General features: G+C 62.2%; 13 protein-coding genes. 4 read left to right on the plus strand and 9 right to left on the minus strand.

Annotated elements, in window-relative coordinates; all coding sequences use genetic code 11:
* Positions 1 to 3: 3 nt before the first annotated feature.
* Positions 4 to 171, plus strand: coding sequence for a hypothetical protein (locus GGD67_RS21905; RefSeq protein ID WP_179735770.1), 168 nt, complete (start codon positions 4 to 6; stop codon positions 169 to 171).
* A 72-nt stretch (positions 172 to 243) separates the two neighbouring features.
* Here GGD67_RS21905 and GGD67_RS21910 read toward each other — a convergent pair whose 3' ends face one another.
* The 3 genes from GGD67_RS21910 to GGD67_RS21920 all read right to left on the minus strand — a co-directional run bounded on the left by GGD67_RS21910 (position 244) and on the right by GGD67_RS21920 (position 3,842).
* Positions 244 to 546: an HU family DNA-binding protein gene (locus tag GGD67_RS21910; RefSeq protein ID WP_018320691.1), complete on the minus strand. Its 303-nt coding sequence runs from the start codon at positions 544 to 546 to the stop codon at positions 244 to 246.
* Positions 547 to 902: 356 nt separating this feature from the next.
* Complete coding sequence (locus tag GGD67_RS21915; RefSeq protein WP_179735772.1) at positions 903 to 2,135, minus strand: acetyl-CoA C-acetyltransferase; 1,233 nt, start codon at positions 2,133 to 2,135, stop codon at positions 903 to 905.
* 243 nt (positions 2,136 to 2,378) lie between these two features.
* Positions 2,379 to 3,842 (minus strand): GH1 family beta-glucosidase, encoded by a 1,464-nt coding sequence (locus GGD67_RS21920; protein WP_179735774.1) that lies wholly within the window; start codon positions 3,840 to 3,842, stop codon positions 2,379 to 2,381.
* 205 nt (positions 3,843 to 4,047) lie between these two features.
* Between GGD67_RS21920 and GGD67_RS21925 the strand changes: the two genes are divergently transcribed.
* Together GGD67_RS21925 and GGD67_RS21930 are read left to right on the plus strand one after the other, a co-directional pair.
* Positions 4,048 to 4,887 carry a VOC family protein gene (locus GGD67_RS21925; protein ID WP_026202401.1) on the plus strand — a complete coding sequence of 280 codons (840 nt, stop codon included), beginning with the start codon at positions 4,048 to 4,050 and terminating at the stop codon, positions 4,885 to 4,887.
* Positions 4,888 to 4,934: 47 nt separating this feature from the next.
* Positions 4,935 to 5,333: a putative quinol monooxygenase gene (locus GGD67_RS21930; RefSeq protein WP_018320695.1), complete on the plus strand. Its 399-nt coding sequence runs from the start codon at positions 4,935 to 4,937 to the stop codon at positions 5,331 to 5,333.
* 64 nt (positions 5,334 to 5,397) lie between these two features.
* On the opposite strand, the gene GGD67_RS21935 is transcribed toward GGD67_RS21930, so the two are convergent.
* The 3 genes from GGD67_RS21935 to GGD67_RS21945 form a co-directional block, all read right to left on the minus strand.
* Positions 5,398 to 8,223 (minus strand): winged helix-turn-helix domain-containing protein, encoded by a 2,826-nt coding sequence (locus GGD67_RS21935; protein WP_179735776.1) that lies wholly within the window; start codon positions 8,221 to 8,223, stop codon positions 5,398 to 5,400.
* Positions 8,224 to 8,751: 528 nt separating this feature from the next.
* Positions 8,752 to 9,138, minus strand: a complete 387-nt coding sequence (locus tag GGD67_RS21940; RefSeq protein ID WP_312009931.1) for a helix-turn-helix domain-containing protein — start codon at positions 9,136 to 9,138, stop codon at positions 8,752 to 8,754.
* A 339-nt stretch (positions 9,139 to 9,477) separates the two neighbouring features.
* Positions 9,478 to 10,431 (minus strand): LysR family transcriptional regulator, encoded by a 954-nt coding sequence (locus GGD67_RS21945; protein ID WP_179735780.1) that lies wholly within the window; start codon positions 10,429 to 10,431, stop codon positions 9,478 to 9,480.
* A gap of 82 nt (positions 10,432 to 10,513) precedes the next feature.
* Here GGD67_RS21945 and GGD67_RS21950 point away from each other — a divergent pair, with 82 nt between their 5' ends.
* Positions 10,514 to 11,089 (plus strand): nuclear transport factor 2 family protein, encoded by a 576-nt coding sequence (locus tag GGD67_RS21950; protein ID WP_179735782.1) that lies wholly within the window; start codon positions 10,514 to 10,516, stop codon positions 11,087 to 11,089.
* A 67-nt stretch (positions 11,090 to 11,156) separates the two neighbouring features.
* Here GGD67_RS21950 and GGD67_RS21955 read toward each other — a convergent pair whose 3' ends face one another.
* The 3 genes from GGD67_RS21955 to GGD67_RS21965 all read right to left on the minus strand — a co-directional run bounded on the left by GGD67_RS21955 (position 11,157) and on the right by GGD67_RS21965 (position 12,288).
* Positions 11,157 to 11,564 (minus strand): hypothetical protein, encoded by a 408-nt coding sequence (locus tag GGD67_RS21955; RefSeq protein ID WP_018320701.1) that lies wholly within the window; start codon positions 11,562 to 11,564, stop codon positions 11,157 to 11,159.
* A 61-nt stretch (positions 11,565 to 11,625) separates the two neighbouring features.
* Positions 11,626 to 11,793, minus strand: coding sequence for a hypothetical protein (locus GGD67_RS21960; RefSeq protein ID WP_018320702.1), 168 nt, complete (start codon positions 11,791 to 11,793; stop codon positions 11,626 to 11,628).
* Positions 11,794 to 11,925: 132 nt separating this feature from the next.
* Positions 11,926 to 12,288 (minus strand): hypothetical protein, encoded by a 363-nt coding sequence (locus GGD67_RS21965; protein ID WP_092261803.1) that lies wholly within the window; start codon positions 12,286 to 12,288, stop codon positions 11,926 to 11,928.
* Between the last annotated feature and the right edge of the window lie 48 nt (positions 12,289 to 12,336).

A 12,336-nucleotide genomic window follows, 5' to 3' on the forward strand; every position in this document is an offset into this window, starting at 1 on the left:
GCGATGAAGAAACTGCTGGAGAAAGCGAAGAGATCGCGGACGACACAGCGGCTGCGCCAGTTGCTCGATCGCGCGATCGACCGGGTTCGCGATGGGCTGGCGGCGCCAGGACTGGGTTCAAGGCCGCAGCTTCAACCCATTCCGGTCCGGGTGAAGCGCCGCAAGGGTTGAGCCCTCCGTCTCAGGCCCTCGCGGCTGCCCCAATCAAAAGGCCCCCTCCGACCCGAGGGGGCCTTTGCGTTGTTAGCCCACGGCGTCCTTGGCCGCCTTGACCGGGCGGGCGCGGACGATCTTGCGGGCCGGCTTGGCCTTGAACATCATCTCTTCACCCGTGAACGGGTTGGTGCCCTTGCGCGCCTTGGTCGCGGGCTTCTTGATGACCACGAACTTGGCGAAGCCCGGCACCAGGAACAGGCCGTTCTTCTTGAGCTCCTTGTGACCGACGTCGGTCAGCGTCTCCATGACGTTCTTGACGTCGCGCTTGGAAAGCTCGGTGGCGGTCGCAATCTTTTCGATCAACTGCGATTTGGACATTTGGGTTGGCATCGTGTCTCCTCTGATTCGTTGCCGGTTGCATATTAGACCAACCGGCGAAGGCCTATAGCCTTCTGCACAGTTTTGTCGCGGTTTTACGGGCTTTTTTGGCCCTCAGCGGCAAAAAACCCTGCTTTTTAGCTACTTCCGGAGCGGGAGAAGCCTCAGGCAGCGGATTTTACCTTGTTTCAAAGGCCCGCACGCAACCTTGCTAAAGCTGATTCGCCGCTTTCGACAAGCGACGAGGTGCCTCTTTGTGCGCGGAGGAGCGCGTTTCGCCCTAGAAAATAAGGCTAGATCGTCGCGTTGGGACGTCTCACCCGCTCCCTCACCCTATTCCCACAGGGGCGCGGCGAGCTTCGCTCGCGCTAGATGCGCTCGATGATGATGGCCGGCGCCATGCCGCCAGCGGCGCACATGGTGACGAGACCACGCTTGAGGTCGCGCCGTTCGAGCTCGTCGAGCACGGTGCCGATCAGGATCGAGCCGGTGGCGCCGATGGGATGGCCGAGCGCGATCGAGCCGCCATTGACGTTGACCCTGGCGCGATCGAGCTTGAGGTCACGGATATATTTTTCCGCAACCACCGCAAACGCCTCGTTGATCTCGAACAGGTCGATGTCGTCAACGGTCAACCCCGCCTTCGCGAGCACCTTGCGCGTGGCCGGCACCGGCGCGTTCAGCATCAGGGTCGGCGAGTCCCCCATATTGGCCATCGCGACGACACGGGCGCGGGCTTTAAGGCCATGCGCTTTGGCGTAAGCGGGCGAGGCCAACAGGATCGCGGCGGCGCCGTCGACGACACCGGACGAGTTGCCGGCGTGGTGCACGAAGTCGATCTTCAGGTCCGGATATTGCTGCAGGATCAGGCCGCGATAGGTCGTGCCCTTGTCATCGAGCGCGTAGTCGGCGATCGCCGGGAATGCCGGCTTCAGGCTGCTGAGGCCCTCCATCGTGGTCTGCGGCCGCGGATATTCCTCGTGGTCGAGCGCCAGACTGCCGTCTTCGCGATGGACGGGCACGAGGCTCTTGTCGAAGTGGCCGTTCGCCATGGCATACGCTGCGCGCTTCTGGCTCTCCAGCCCGAGCGCGTCGACATCCCTTCGCGTGATGCCTTCGAGCGTCGCAATCGCATCCGCGCAGACGCCCTGATGCGATTGCGGATGCCGCGCGCGCAGGCGCAGATTGCCGCCGTCCATCATCATCGGGCCGCCGCCGCGGCGTCCTTCCATCGACATCATCTCGCAGCCGCCGGCAATGACGAGGTCTTCCGCGCCCGCCATGATCGAGGATGCCGCCATGTTGACGCTGGTGATGCCGCTTCCACAGAACCGGTCGAGCGTCACGGCGCTGGCGCGCACGTCATAGCCGGCATCGAGCGCCGACATCCGCCCGAGATCGCCGCTTTGGGTCGCGACCTGCGCGCTGCAGCCCCAGACGATGTCGTCGACATCGGCGGTGTTGATGCCGCTCCGGTCTGCGAGCGCGCGCAGCACGGTGGCGCCGAGCTGCTGCGGATGAATTCCCGAAAGTGCTCCCTTGCCGGCCTTGCCGACGCCGCGCGGGGTCCGGCAGGCATCGATGATCAGCGCGTCAGCCATTGGCGTTGTCCTCTTGTTGTGGGTTGTTGAGGACGTTTCTGAATAAGGGGGAGAAGAGAGTCAATGCGCGGCGCCCACTTCACCTCTCCCCGCTTGCGGGGGAGAGGTCGGATTTTACGCGCAGCGGAAAATCCGGGTGAGGGGCAGGGACGGAGGCAGATGGACTCGCGGAGAGTTCCCCTCACCCCGAATTTGCTGTCGCAAATTCCAGCCTCTCCCCGCGCGCGGGGAGAGGCGAAGACATCACGCCCCCGCCGCGTTCTTCGCGATCACGTTGCGATAGAAGCTGGCGCTGAGTTTCGGCGTGCGGACCTGGGTGTCGAAATTGACGTGGTACAGCCCGAAACGCTTGTTGAGGCCATACACCCACTCGAAATTATCCATCAGGCTCCAGAGGAAATAGCCGCGCACCGGCACGCCCTCGGCGGTGGCGCGCTGGAGCTGGGCGAGATAGTTGCGCAGATACATGATGCGGTCGGTGTCGTAGATCTTGCCGTCCGGCGTGACGACGTCGTCGCCGGAGGCGCCGTTCTCGCTGATATAGATCGCATCCGTCTTCCAGATCTTTGCCGCCAGCTTCGGCACCCAATAGAGCGTCTCCGGCCCGACGCGCAGCCAGTCCGAGTTCATGTGCGGGAACGATTTCGGGATCGGCAGCGGCATGAAGCCCGCGCCCTGGTCGGAGGCCACCACATAGTTCTGCGGCGCGTAGATGTTGAGGCCGAGGAAATCGACCGGCGAGGAGATGATCTTCAGCTCCGCATCGGTGTATTTCGGCGCATTGGGGCCGGCGAATTGCAGGAAGGCGTCGGTGTAGCGGCCCGTCATGATGACGTTGAGATAGCCGGCATTCATCTCGCGCAGCGCGATCTCCGCGGCACGGACGTTCTCCGGCGTGTCGATCGCGGGCGCGCAGGCATCGATGTTCTCGGCCGGCCCCACTCTGGTGCCGCGGCGGCCATGGGCGCGCACCGCCTGCACCGCGATCCCGTGCGCGAGCGCGCTGTTGTGCCTGATCTGGTTGACCTCGGCTTGCGGCAGCGTCACGCCCGGCGCGTCGATGCCGATGCCGTAACCGAAATAGACGAAGCGGCCGCTCTCGTTCAGCGTGAACACGTTTTTGACGCGGTCGGTCAGATGCTCGGCAACATAGGCGGCGTAGTCGCCGAAGATCTTGCAGGTTTCCGTCGAGCGCCAGCCGCCGAAGCGATCCTGCAGTGATTGCGGCAGGTCCCAATGATAGAGCGTCAGCCACGGCTCGATGCCGTTCTTCAGGAGCTCGTCAATGAGCCGATTGTAGAAGTCGAGCCCCTTCGGGTTGGGCTTGCCGTCGCCGTCCGGAAACAGCCGCGGCCAGGCCACCGAGAAGCGGTAGGCCTTGCAGCCGAGCGCCTTGATGAGCGCGATATCCTCCTTGTAGCGGTGATAGTGCTCATTGGCGCGGTCACCATTGGTGCCGTCCTCGATCTTGCCGGGGATGCGCACGAACTTGTCCCAGATCGAGGCCCCTCGCCCGTCCTCGTTGACCGCGCCCTCGACCTGATAGGACGAGGTCGCCGTGCCCCAGACGAAGCCCGCCGGGAAACCGCTGCCGCTGCGCGGCGGCGATGCCGGCCTGGCGTCGGCTGCCTCCAGAGGATTTGCCATTCCGGCCGCGGACAATCCCGCCAGCTTGGCAAACTGGCGACGCGAGACCTTGTCCGACATGGTAATGCTGCTCCAAGGGTGATGCTGATGCTGCGGCACAATGGCGCGTCGCAGGCGGTTTGAGAAGCCGTGGGGTCGGGATTTGCGGATGCAGAATTGTGGCACACCGACCCACGACAGAATTTACTTCAATTAACCTGCAAAACCCTCCGTTCTCCAGCAAGTTCTACGTCGCGCCATGTCGGTCAAGCGATGGAGACGGAAGATGAGCGAAGAGACAGACTTTGAGACGACCGGCATTGGACGCCGGGATGTTCTCCTTACGGCAGGGGCCATGCTGGCAGGAATGGCGGCAACCAACCCGGCGGCTGCAAATGCCCAAGGCGCTCCGCGCCCCGCTTCGGTTGCTCGCGATTCCGCGCCACTCGGCGCGCGGCTGCAAGGCGTTCAGCATTTCGGCGTGACCGTGCAAAACATGAATCGCGCCTTCGAGTTCTACACCGAAGTGCTCGGCGGCACCGAGATTTTCCGCGACGGAGATTTCCAGGGTGAACCGATCCACAACACGCTTTTGACCGATCAGGAAATCGAAGCGCGCGAACGCCATGTCAACCCGCGCACGATCGGGGTTCCCGATCTCAGGGGAGGCACACAACGCTTGGACGTACGCTTCGTCCAGTTCGACAACGTCGTGATCGAGCTTCTGCAGTATCGCGACGCTGGCCAGCCATCGGGCAGCGGCGACAGCTTCGCAGAAGCGCGCGACCACATGAGCCCGGCGTTTCCGCGCTCCATGCACATCTGCTTCTATGTGAGGGATGACGTCGACTTCAACAAGTTCATCCACGACCTGGAGGCAGAATCGGCGCGCCGCGGCATGACCCAGGTGCGGGCCAATCGTGTGATCACCGTGACATCAGAGCAGCAGCGCCGCGCCGCCCCGATGGAGGCGAACACCAATCGCATCACGCAGGGCCTCTCGGAAGGCTGGGAGCTGATTTATTGCAAGGGCCCAGAGGGAGAGCAGCTCGAGTTCGTCAAGGCTCTGGGTCCAGTGAAGAAGCGCTTCAGCGACGCGCTCGCCGCCCGCCAGCAGCGGGGCTAGAGCAATTATCGCAGAGAAGGACGATCTCCATGATGTCACGGAAACGAATGATCCTGGCCCTCGTCGCCACAGCTTCACTGGCCGGCGCAGCATCAGCCACCGCTCAGGAACGCGACGGCGTTCGCTATCGTACTATTCCCGATGGCGCCTATTCGGTCGTCGCCGAAGTCCGCGCCAAACCGGGCAAGGAACGCGCGCTTCGAGAGGCAACGCTGCCGCTTGTCGCGCTTGTCCGAAGCGATCCCAAGAACCTGGTCTACTTCTTCCAGGAGGACCGCGAGACACCAGGACGCTTCATCTTCTATGAGATCTTCGCAAGCCGCGACGACTTCGAGGCCCACAATGCCATGCCCTACGTCCAGCAGTGGTTCGGCCGGCTCCCCGAGCTCGCCGAGGGGGGCGTCGTGGTCAGGCGGCTGGAGATACTCGGCCACAACGGAGGTTGAAGTCGCGCCTCGCCGTCGCAGCGAGCCCGCGGCGAGCGCTTGAACCTGATTGCTGAATTTACCTTCAGGACAAGCGGGCAATCTGCCGCCGGGCGATCGACCCCGCTGCTGGCTCGTCAAGAATCTCGCGTGCCCGGTCAAGTCCGGGCACACACTCTCGATCGCCGAGACGCCCCAACAGCTCCTTGAGCACGGCGTGCGCGACTTCCGCCCGTCCGGCCATCAACTCCAGTTCGGCGAGACCGACACTGGCATCGCATTCATGGAAATAGATACCTTGAGCGCGCGTCAACTCGATCGCGCCCCTGAACAGGCTCCTTGCGGCGCTCAGATCGCCCGGCCGATTCCGCGCCATTAGGATCCTTGCGAGGACGGGGTGATGCCGTCCAATGAGTCGGCCGTCCCGATCACCGAGACATTGTGTCATTGCCTGCTTTGCCGCCGCCTCCGCCCCATCCAGATCGCCCAGCCTGCGTCGCGTATCCGCGAGCTCAACCCAAAGGGTCGGATGAAGCGTCCCTGTCTTCAGGATGAATCTGTCCTGCAGATTGTGAGTCAGGCTGCGTTCTGCCGCTTCCAGGTCACGGGCTTCCTCGCGGATCAGAAGAGCCTGAAAGACATCGACCAGAACGCGCCATGGACGATAGAGGCTGGACACAGCTTCGAGCTTCCGCAGATAGAGTCTGACACGTTGAAAATCGCCAGATGCAAGATGAGCCCAGATAGCTCCCTGCGCGAGCACGAAGTACAGGGTCGTCACGTGGCCCTGGCTTTCCGCTTGGCTGACGGTAGATGCCAGCAGAGACCGCGCCTGATCGGGATAACCCAAATAGAACTTCGTAAGCCCGAGCCCGACCTTGCAGGAGATGATCGAGTCGATGCCGCCGAAATAGAGCGAAACTCTCCGGGGAATCGCCGATCGGTCATTCAAGAACGCCTCGAATTTCTGGTGCGCCAGCGTCATATCGGAGGCCTCAAAGGCCTGGAAGGCGGACCAGCGCAGGAGAAGCCTCGACATCACGGCATCGTTCGATCTCCTGCATACCGCCGCGAACGCATCGATGTAGGGCGAGGCGGGACGCCTGGTCAGGAGCATGTTCTGGATGATGCCGTAGAGCGCCCGCATCTCCAGGAGATCGTCACGCGCGATTTGTGCTGCGCGCCAGGCGTGCTCGTAGAGGCTCGCACCCTCAAGACCCGGTACATAGACCTGCGCCGCCGCGAGCGCGACCAGCACGCGAGATCTCACGGCGGGTCCGACATCGGGACTGCTGTCGGCAAAGCGCAACGCCAGCTCCAGATGAGGAACGCCTTGCGCGAGTGAGGTGAACTCGAGCCATAGACGTTCGGCTGCAAGAACCAGCGCTATTCCGAGGCCGGGCTTGACGGAAAACGCCCAATCGAGAGCGACGCGAACCTCGTCGATGTAACCACGCAGCTGTGCACTGTCCGCGACGGAATCGCAGGCATCCCAATCCCTCCGCTCCAGCATGTCGAGGAAATAGCGCGCATGGCGCTCGTGCACCCGTTCCCGATCGTCTGCCGCGTCCGATGCCCGAGTGGCGTAGGCCCGGGTGGTCTCCAGCAAGCGATATTCCAGCGGCGCGGCCCGATGATCGAGGCTCAGAAACGACTTGCTCGCTAATGCGGCAACCGCTTCGCGGACACCTCCCATGTCCAGATCGTCATCGCCTGCAACCGCAATTGCAGCACCGAGGGTGAAAGGCCCGGCAAAAATGGAGAGGCGCCCGAGCACCACCCGCTCCCTTTTGGGAAGAAGATTGTAGCTCCAGTCGATCGTTGCGGCGAGCGAGCGATGACGCGGAATTGCGGTCCGACGATCCACCCAGAGCAGGGAGAATCGTTCGTCGAGCCCGCGACGAACCTCTTCGATGCCGAGGACGTCGACCATCGACGCCGCGAGTTCGATCGCCAGGGGCATCCCGTCGAGGCGCCGGCAAACATCCGCGATCGCGGCCGCGACGGTATCATCGATCGCGAAGTTCGGCGTTCTCCGGCAGACGGTTCGCGTGAACAATTCTGCCGATGAATAATCCTGAACGTTTCCGGCTGTCACCGGAACAGACGACGGCGGGGTTTCGAGCGGATCGAGACGCCAGACAAGTTCGCCTTCGATCCGCAGGGTTTCGCGGGTCGTCACCAGAATATGGACGTCGCGGGTGCCGCTGAGCACGCTTTCAACGAGGAGCGCGACGCTCTCGGTGACATGCTCGCAGGAATCCAGGACAAGCAACAGACGCCGGCCATGAAGGGCAAGCAGGACCTGATCGAGACTTGCAGCCATCTGAACCGGCAGATCAAGCGCGCCGGTGACGGCCGCATAGATCTGACTTCCGTCAGTGATACGGTCGAGCTCGACAAGGCAGACTCCGTCGCAATAGGATTTCTCAAGCTCGCTCGCCACGGCAAGCGCGACGGTCGTCTTGCCGATGCCGCCGGGCCCAAGGATGGTGACGAGCCGGTCGTTCTGCAGAAGCTCGCTGATGTCGCCGATCACCGCAGCGCGGCCGATCGGCGCATGCATCGCGCCGGGCGCGCGCGATCGGCGCTTCGATGGGTGATAGACGCCGACGTCTCCGACGAAGCGGTAGCCGAAGGACGCCTCTGCGCGGATCAGGTCTCCGTATTCAAGCAGAGCCTTTCTCAGGCCGGAGATCTGAACCTTCAGGTTGTCCTCGGTCACGGTTCGCCCGGGCCATGCGCGATCGTAGAGCACGGCCCTTGAAACGAGCTCACCCGGAGCTTCCAGCAGGGCGCCCAGAATCGCGGCCGCACGCGAGCCGAGTCTGACGTGAGTCTCACCGTGCAACAGCAAGCGTCTGGCCAAGCTGAAACGAAACGGTCCAAACGTGATTTCCGGACCCGCCATCGCCTGCCCAGCCCTCAGCGCCCTGATGGTCGATCGGTCGACAGCTCAGCGAAGGCACCGAGCGAGCGCTGACCTTCCGGCGGCAGCAACCCAACAACGTGTCGTGGGCGCAGAGAACGATTGATCCGAACCCTGGGAACCAGGATCGGAGGACATTCGGATCGAAGCAGGATCATCGGTTCTGGCCAGTGCTCAGCCGGTACGAATAAACGGAGCTATCAGTCACTGGAGCGAAATTCTTCTTTATTGGCACGAATTAGGTCGCGCGATTTGTCGCAGACGCGAGACCTTGTCCGACATTGATGCTGCTCCTGAGATGATTGCTGCGGCCGCACAATGACGGGCGGCGAGCGGTTTGAGAAGCGAGGTTTCAGTAGCAGAATGCGGAATTGCGGTGTCAAACCCGTCGAACGACCGGACACCTGCAATTGGGCTTCGCAGCCAAAAGCGCGTGGCCACATCCAGTATCGATATGATTGAAGAAGCACGGAAAGGCCCACCCCGATCTACAGGCCGGCGCGTTCCGCGTCATGCAGCGTCCAGCGCCTTCAACTCGTCAGCCGCAGCGATGATCGCGCTCCGAATCTTGACGAAATATTCCGCATCGATCCGCGACGCGAGCCAGTCCAGCTCGCCCGTATGGCCGTGCTCATTCACCTTGCGGATCACGCCTTCGCTGATCAGCACGTTGAGGCAGCGCCGGACGTTCGAGCGCGGGAGCCCGAGATATTTGGAAACGTCGGAGGCCGTACGCGGCGGAGCGCCGAGCTCGTCGCTCACGCGAATCATCATCGCGACCAGCAGCTCTTCAAACACCGCGCCGAGGTGCTTGCGAGGATAGCCGCTGCGCATCGCCACGAAGCACGTCACCAACAACCTGCCGACAATAGCCGACTGCTTCTCGCGCTTCGTCACTGCTGCATCTGAATTGTTTGGGATTTCTCCGGCCATTTTCGCCACCATTGTCTTCGCTCGCGATTGTGTTTAGCTGGCGCATGCTTCGGCCGCAAATGAAGCTGTGTTAAGCTGGAGCACATCGCTCATGCGTCGGCATCTCCGACAGACTTTCGCGAACGAGACGGTCTTTGCGATTATTGTGACCTGTTTCGGGCTTCTGCCGGTCGCCATATTGCTGGTTGCTCTCTTCGTTAGGTAAACCTCCAACCCTGCTCTTCGGTAAGGCGCGGATCGGCAGACGCAATAACGTCACTTTTCGGCGTCGAATGAAGACCTTTCGGCGTCAGAGGGGCGGCTTTAGGGCCGACCTGCTCCGATTGCGCCGACCACGACCCGCATGAGCCACGCGATGCCGGCATCTCTCATTGCTGCCTTGGTTGCGATCGCGCGGATCGCATCCGGTTTACGCGCAAAAGGCAGCTCGACGAACACCAAGCCGAAACGGCCCGCGTGGTGCTCCACCAATCTTCGCGGCAATGCTGCGATCAGATCAGATCCTGAAAGCTGGACGAGCGCCATCATGAAATTCGGGACAGTCAAGGCGATGCGGCGCTCGAGGCCGCGCTTGGCCAACATCTGATCGACGAAACCGCGCGCTTCACCACTGAGAGACACCAGCAGATGCTGTGATTGCGAGAATGCAGCACGGGTTGGCGCTTTTGCGAGAGGATGCCCCTTGCGCATGGCCAGGACAAAATCCTCGTCGTAGAGCCTGCGCGCCTCGAATCGCGGCGATACCGTCGGCAGCGGCAGCATTGCGACATCGAGCTCGCGTCTTTCGAGCATATCGAGGCTTTGGTGCCAGGGCTCCCCGATCGCGCCGCCGCGTGGCGCAGGCATCAGGTGGATCAGGGCGAGGTCGATATGGGGGGCCGCAGTCGCGATCGATCGCAGGAGCTGAACGGATGTCGAGACCAGTACGGCATCGGGGGCGCCAATCGTGAACCGGCGGCGGCTCTTCGCGGGGTCGAACGGTGCAGCCGAGCCGATCAGCTGTTCGATCCGCGCGATGATCTCGGTCACGGGCTCCTCGAGCTCCAAGGCCCGCGCCGTTGGAACGACGCCCTTTGGTGTCCGCAGAAACAGCGGGTCGTTCAGCAGGAGACGGAGCCGGCCAAGAGCATGGCTGACAGCCGACGGCGTCAGGTTCAGCCGGCCTGCAGCACGCGCGACATGACGCTCTTCCAGAACCACGCGGAAGAGCACGAGGAGATTCAGATCAATCCTGGATAGATCAATTTGGTTCAGCATGATGCTGAAATCATATCGCTGGATTCATCAAGTTCAAGGTCTCATGGATGAGGTCGTTCGTCGTTCGACCAGGAGACGTGAAATGACCCAGAGACCGCCCGGCGTGAACAATTGGCCGGACTGGCAGGAGAAGATGTCGCGGCGCTCGATGATGGCCGCCACGGCTGCAATTCCGCTGTCCGTTCAGCTTTCAGCCGACGAGGCCGTCGCAAACGACGCGATAGCGAGCCTCATCGAACGTGCCCGCGCGAAAAATGCCGCCTTCATGCGCGGCGACATGGATCGCTGGCTCCAGCTCGTCCGCATCGCGCCGGATTTCACGTTGATGCAGCCCTTCGGCGGGCCTGCCAGTCGCGGATTCGACGCGAGTCCCAAACGCCTGGCCGACCTGTCGCGATACTTCAGGGAAGGCGAAACCGAGCTCGATGTCTTGCAAACCTATGCATCGGACGCGCTCGTCGTTCTCGTCATGATCGAACACCAGCGGGCCGAAGTGGGCGGATTGCCGGCTCAAGACTGGTCGCTGCGCGTGACCGAGGTCTACCGCAAGGATGGCACGGATTGGCAACTCGTGCACCGTCATGCCGATCCGCTGGTCCGAAGCATCACCTTGCAACAAGCCGCGATACTCGCCCGGGGCTGGCCGGAGGAAAAATGATATCCCTCACCTCGCTGGAGCGGCCTGCCAGCTGGCTCGTGACATCACGCGTCGCGATAGAGAATTTTCAGCGCGAGCGCTTCGGCAGCTTTGGCAGCTTGTCGGGATTGAATGCCGGGAACTGCTCGGTTCGTTCATCTGCCGGCGGCTGCTGTTCGGTCAGAATGAGCGTGCCCTGGAGGATCATTCCGGGCACCTGTTGGGCCGTCGCGGTGTAAGTCGCGATCTTGCCGGGGCAGTTTCCCTCAATGTCCAGGGTGAGCTCGTCTTCCACGCCGAAGACCGTCGCACGCCCGTCGGTATGACGCTTCGTTGATACGGTGGCGGTGAAGCGATCTCCATCGACCCGGCACGAGCCGTGATACGTCATCAGGCTGTCACGGCCCCAGATCTGCCCGTCTGCGACATGGACGATCCCGGTGCCCTGGTCGATCGGCGTCTTGTACCACGCCGCATATGTGCCGTCCTTCAGCATGGGAGCAGACTCCCTTGGCCATTCCCGCACGATAATCCGCATGATTAGCGCTAAGGAACCGTTAATCACGCGGCCCGTGCCAATCCGGCCTTTCCTTGCGCAGCTCGGCTTCAAGCTCCTCGACGATGCCGTGAAGCAAGCACGCGGCAAGCGGATCCGTCACCTCCCGCTCCAAGCGCCGATAACGTGCGATCCGGCACTCCTGCTCCATCAATTGGTGCTCTGTCATCACATGGGCCCTCCGACGAACTGACGCGGAGACAGCCAGGCAGTTGCATTAAAATTTTCAGATCATTTGACATGGTTTCCGGTTGGTAAAGACGACGCAGCCGCCGGGCCCAACCGTCCAAGGGCGGCCTCTCTAGGAGACCAGACGAAGCCAGACATCTCTGCTTGCCAGCGTGCCATTCGGCGTGGCGATCTCCATGTCCACGACGTGTAGAGAGCCGGGCTCGTCTCCATAGATGTACCTGAGGTGCCACATGGGACCCAGGTCCGGTGAAATGACAAAATCGTCCAATCCGTCGGTGATATCGCGAACGGCCTCGCGATGGGTCAAAGGCGCAGAAAACATCGCATCGATCAGGTCGGCGAGGCTCATGCCCTCGACGAGCATAAGTCGCGCGACCTCGTCACCGTAGACGTGCCGAAGTGCTGAAACGATAGCAGCGACGGCATCCGGATTCTTCAACGCCACAGCAAAGCGAGCCTCCGAGCCCATCATGCCGGAGGCGGGATATTCTGCAAGCTCAGCGAGCGGAACAAGAGGCGC

The organism is Bradyrhizobium sp. IAR9 (assembly GCF_013408065.1).
Classification (GTDB): domain Bacteria; phylum Pseudomonadota; class Alphaproteobacteria; order Rhizobiales; family Xanthobacteraceae; genus Bradyrhizobium.

Coding starts and splice junctions, on each gene's coding strand:
- GGD67_RS21905 (WP_179735770.1), top strand. CDS start 4: ATGAAGAAACTGCTGGAGAAAGCGAAGAGATCGCGGACGACACAGCGG.
- GGD67_RS21965 (WP_092261803.1), bottom strand. CDS start 12,288: ATGATGGGCTCGGAGGCTCGCTTTGCTGTGGCGTTGAAGAATCCGGAT.
- GGD67_RS21915 (WP_179735772.1), bottom strand. CDS start 2,135: ATGGCTGACGCGCTGATCATCGATGCCTGCCGGACCCCGCGCGGCGTC.
- GGD67_RS21955 (WP_018320701.1), bottom strand. CDS start 11,564: ATGCTGAAGGACGGCACATATGCGGCGTGGTACAAGACGCCGATCGAC.
- GGD67_RS21950 (WP_179735782.1), top strand. CDS start 10,514: ATGACCCAGAGACCGCCCGGCGTGAACAATTGGCCGGACTGGCAGGAG.
- GGD67_RS21960 (WP_018320702.1), bottom strand. CDS start 11,793: ATGACAGAGCACCAATTGATGGAGCAGGAGTGCCGGATCGCACGTTAT.
- GGD67_RS21920 (WP_179735774.1), bottom strand. CDS start 3,842: ATGTCGGACAAGGTCTCGCGTCGCCAGTTTGCCAAGCTGGCGGGATTG.
- GGD67_RS21930 (WP_018320695.1), top strand. CDS start 4,935: ATGATCCTGGCCCTCGTCGCCACAGCTTCACTGGCCGGCGCAGCATCA.
- GGD67_RS21935 (WP_179735776.1), bottom strand. CDS start 8,223: ATGGCGGGTCCGGAAATCACGTTTGGACCGTTTCGTTTCAGCTTGGCC.
- GGD67_RS21925 (WP_026202401.1), top strand. CDS start 4,048: ATGAGCGAAGAGACAGACTTTGAGACGACCGGCATTGGACGCCGGGAT.
- GGD67_RS21910 (WP_018320691.1), bottom strand. CDS start 546: ATGCCAACCCAAATGTCCAAATCGCAGTTGATCGAAAAGATTGCGACC.
- GGD67_RS21945 (WP_179735780.1), bottom strand. CDS start 10,431: ATGCTGAACCAAATTGATCTATCCAGGATTGATCTGAATCTCCTCGTG.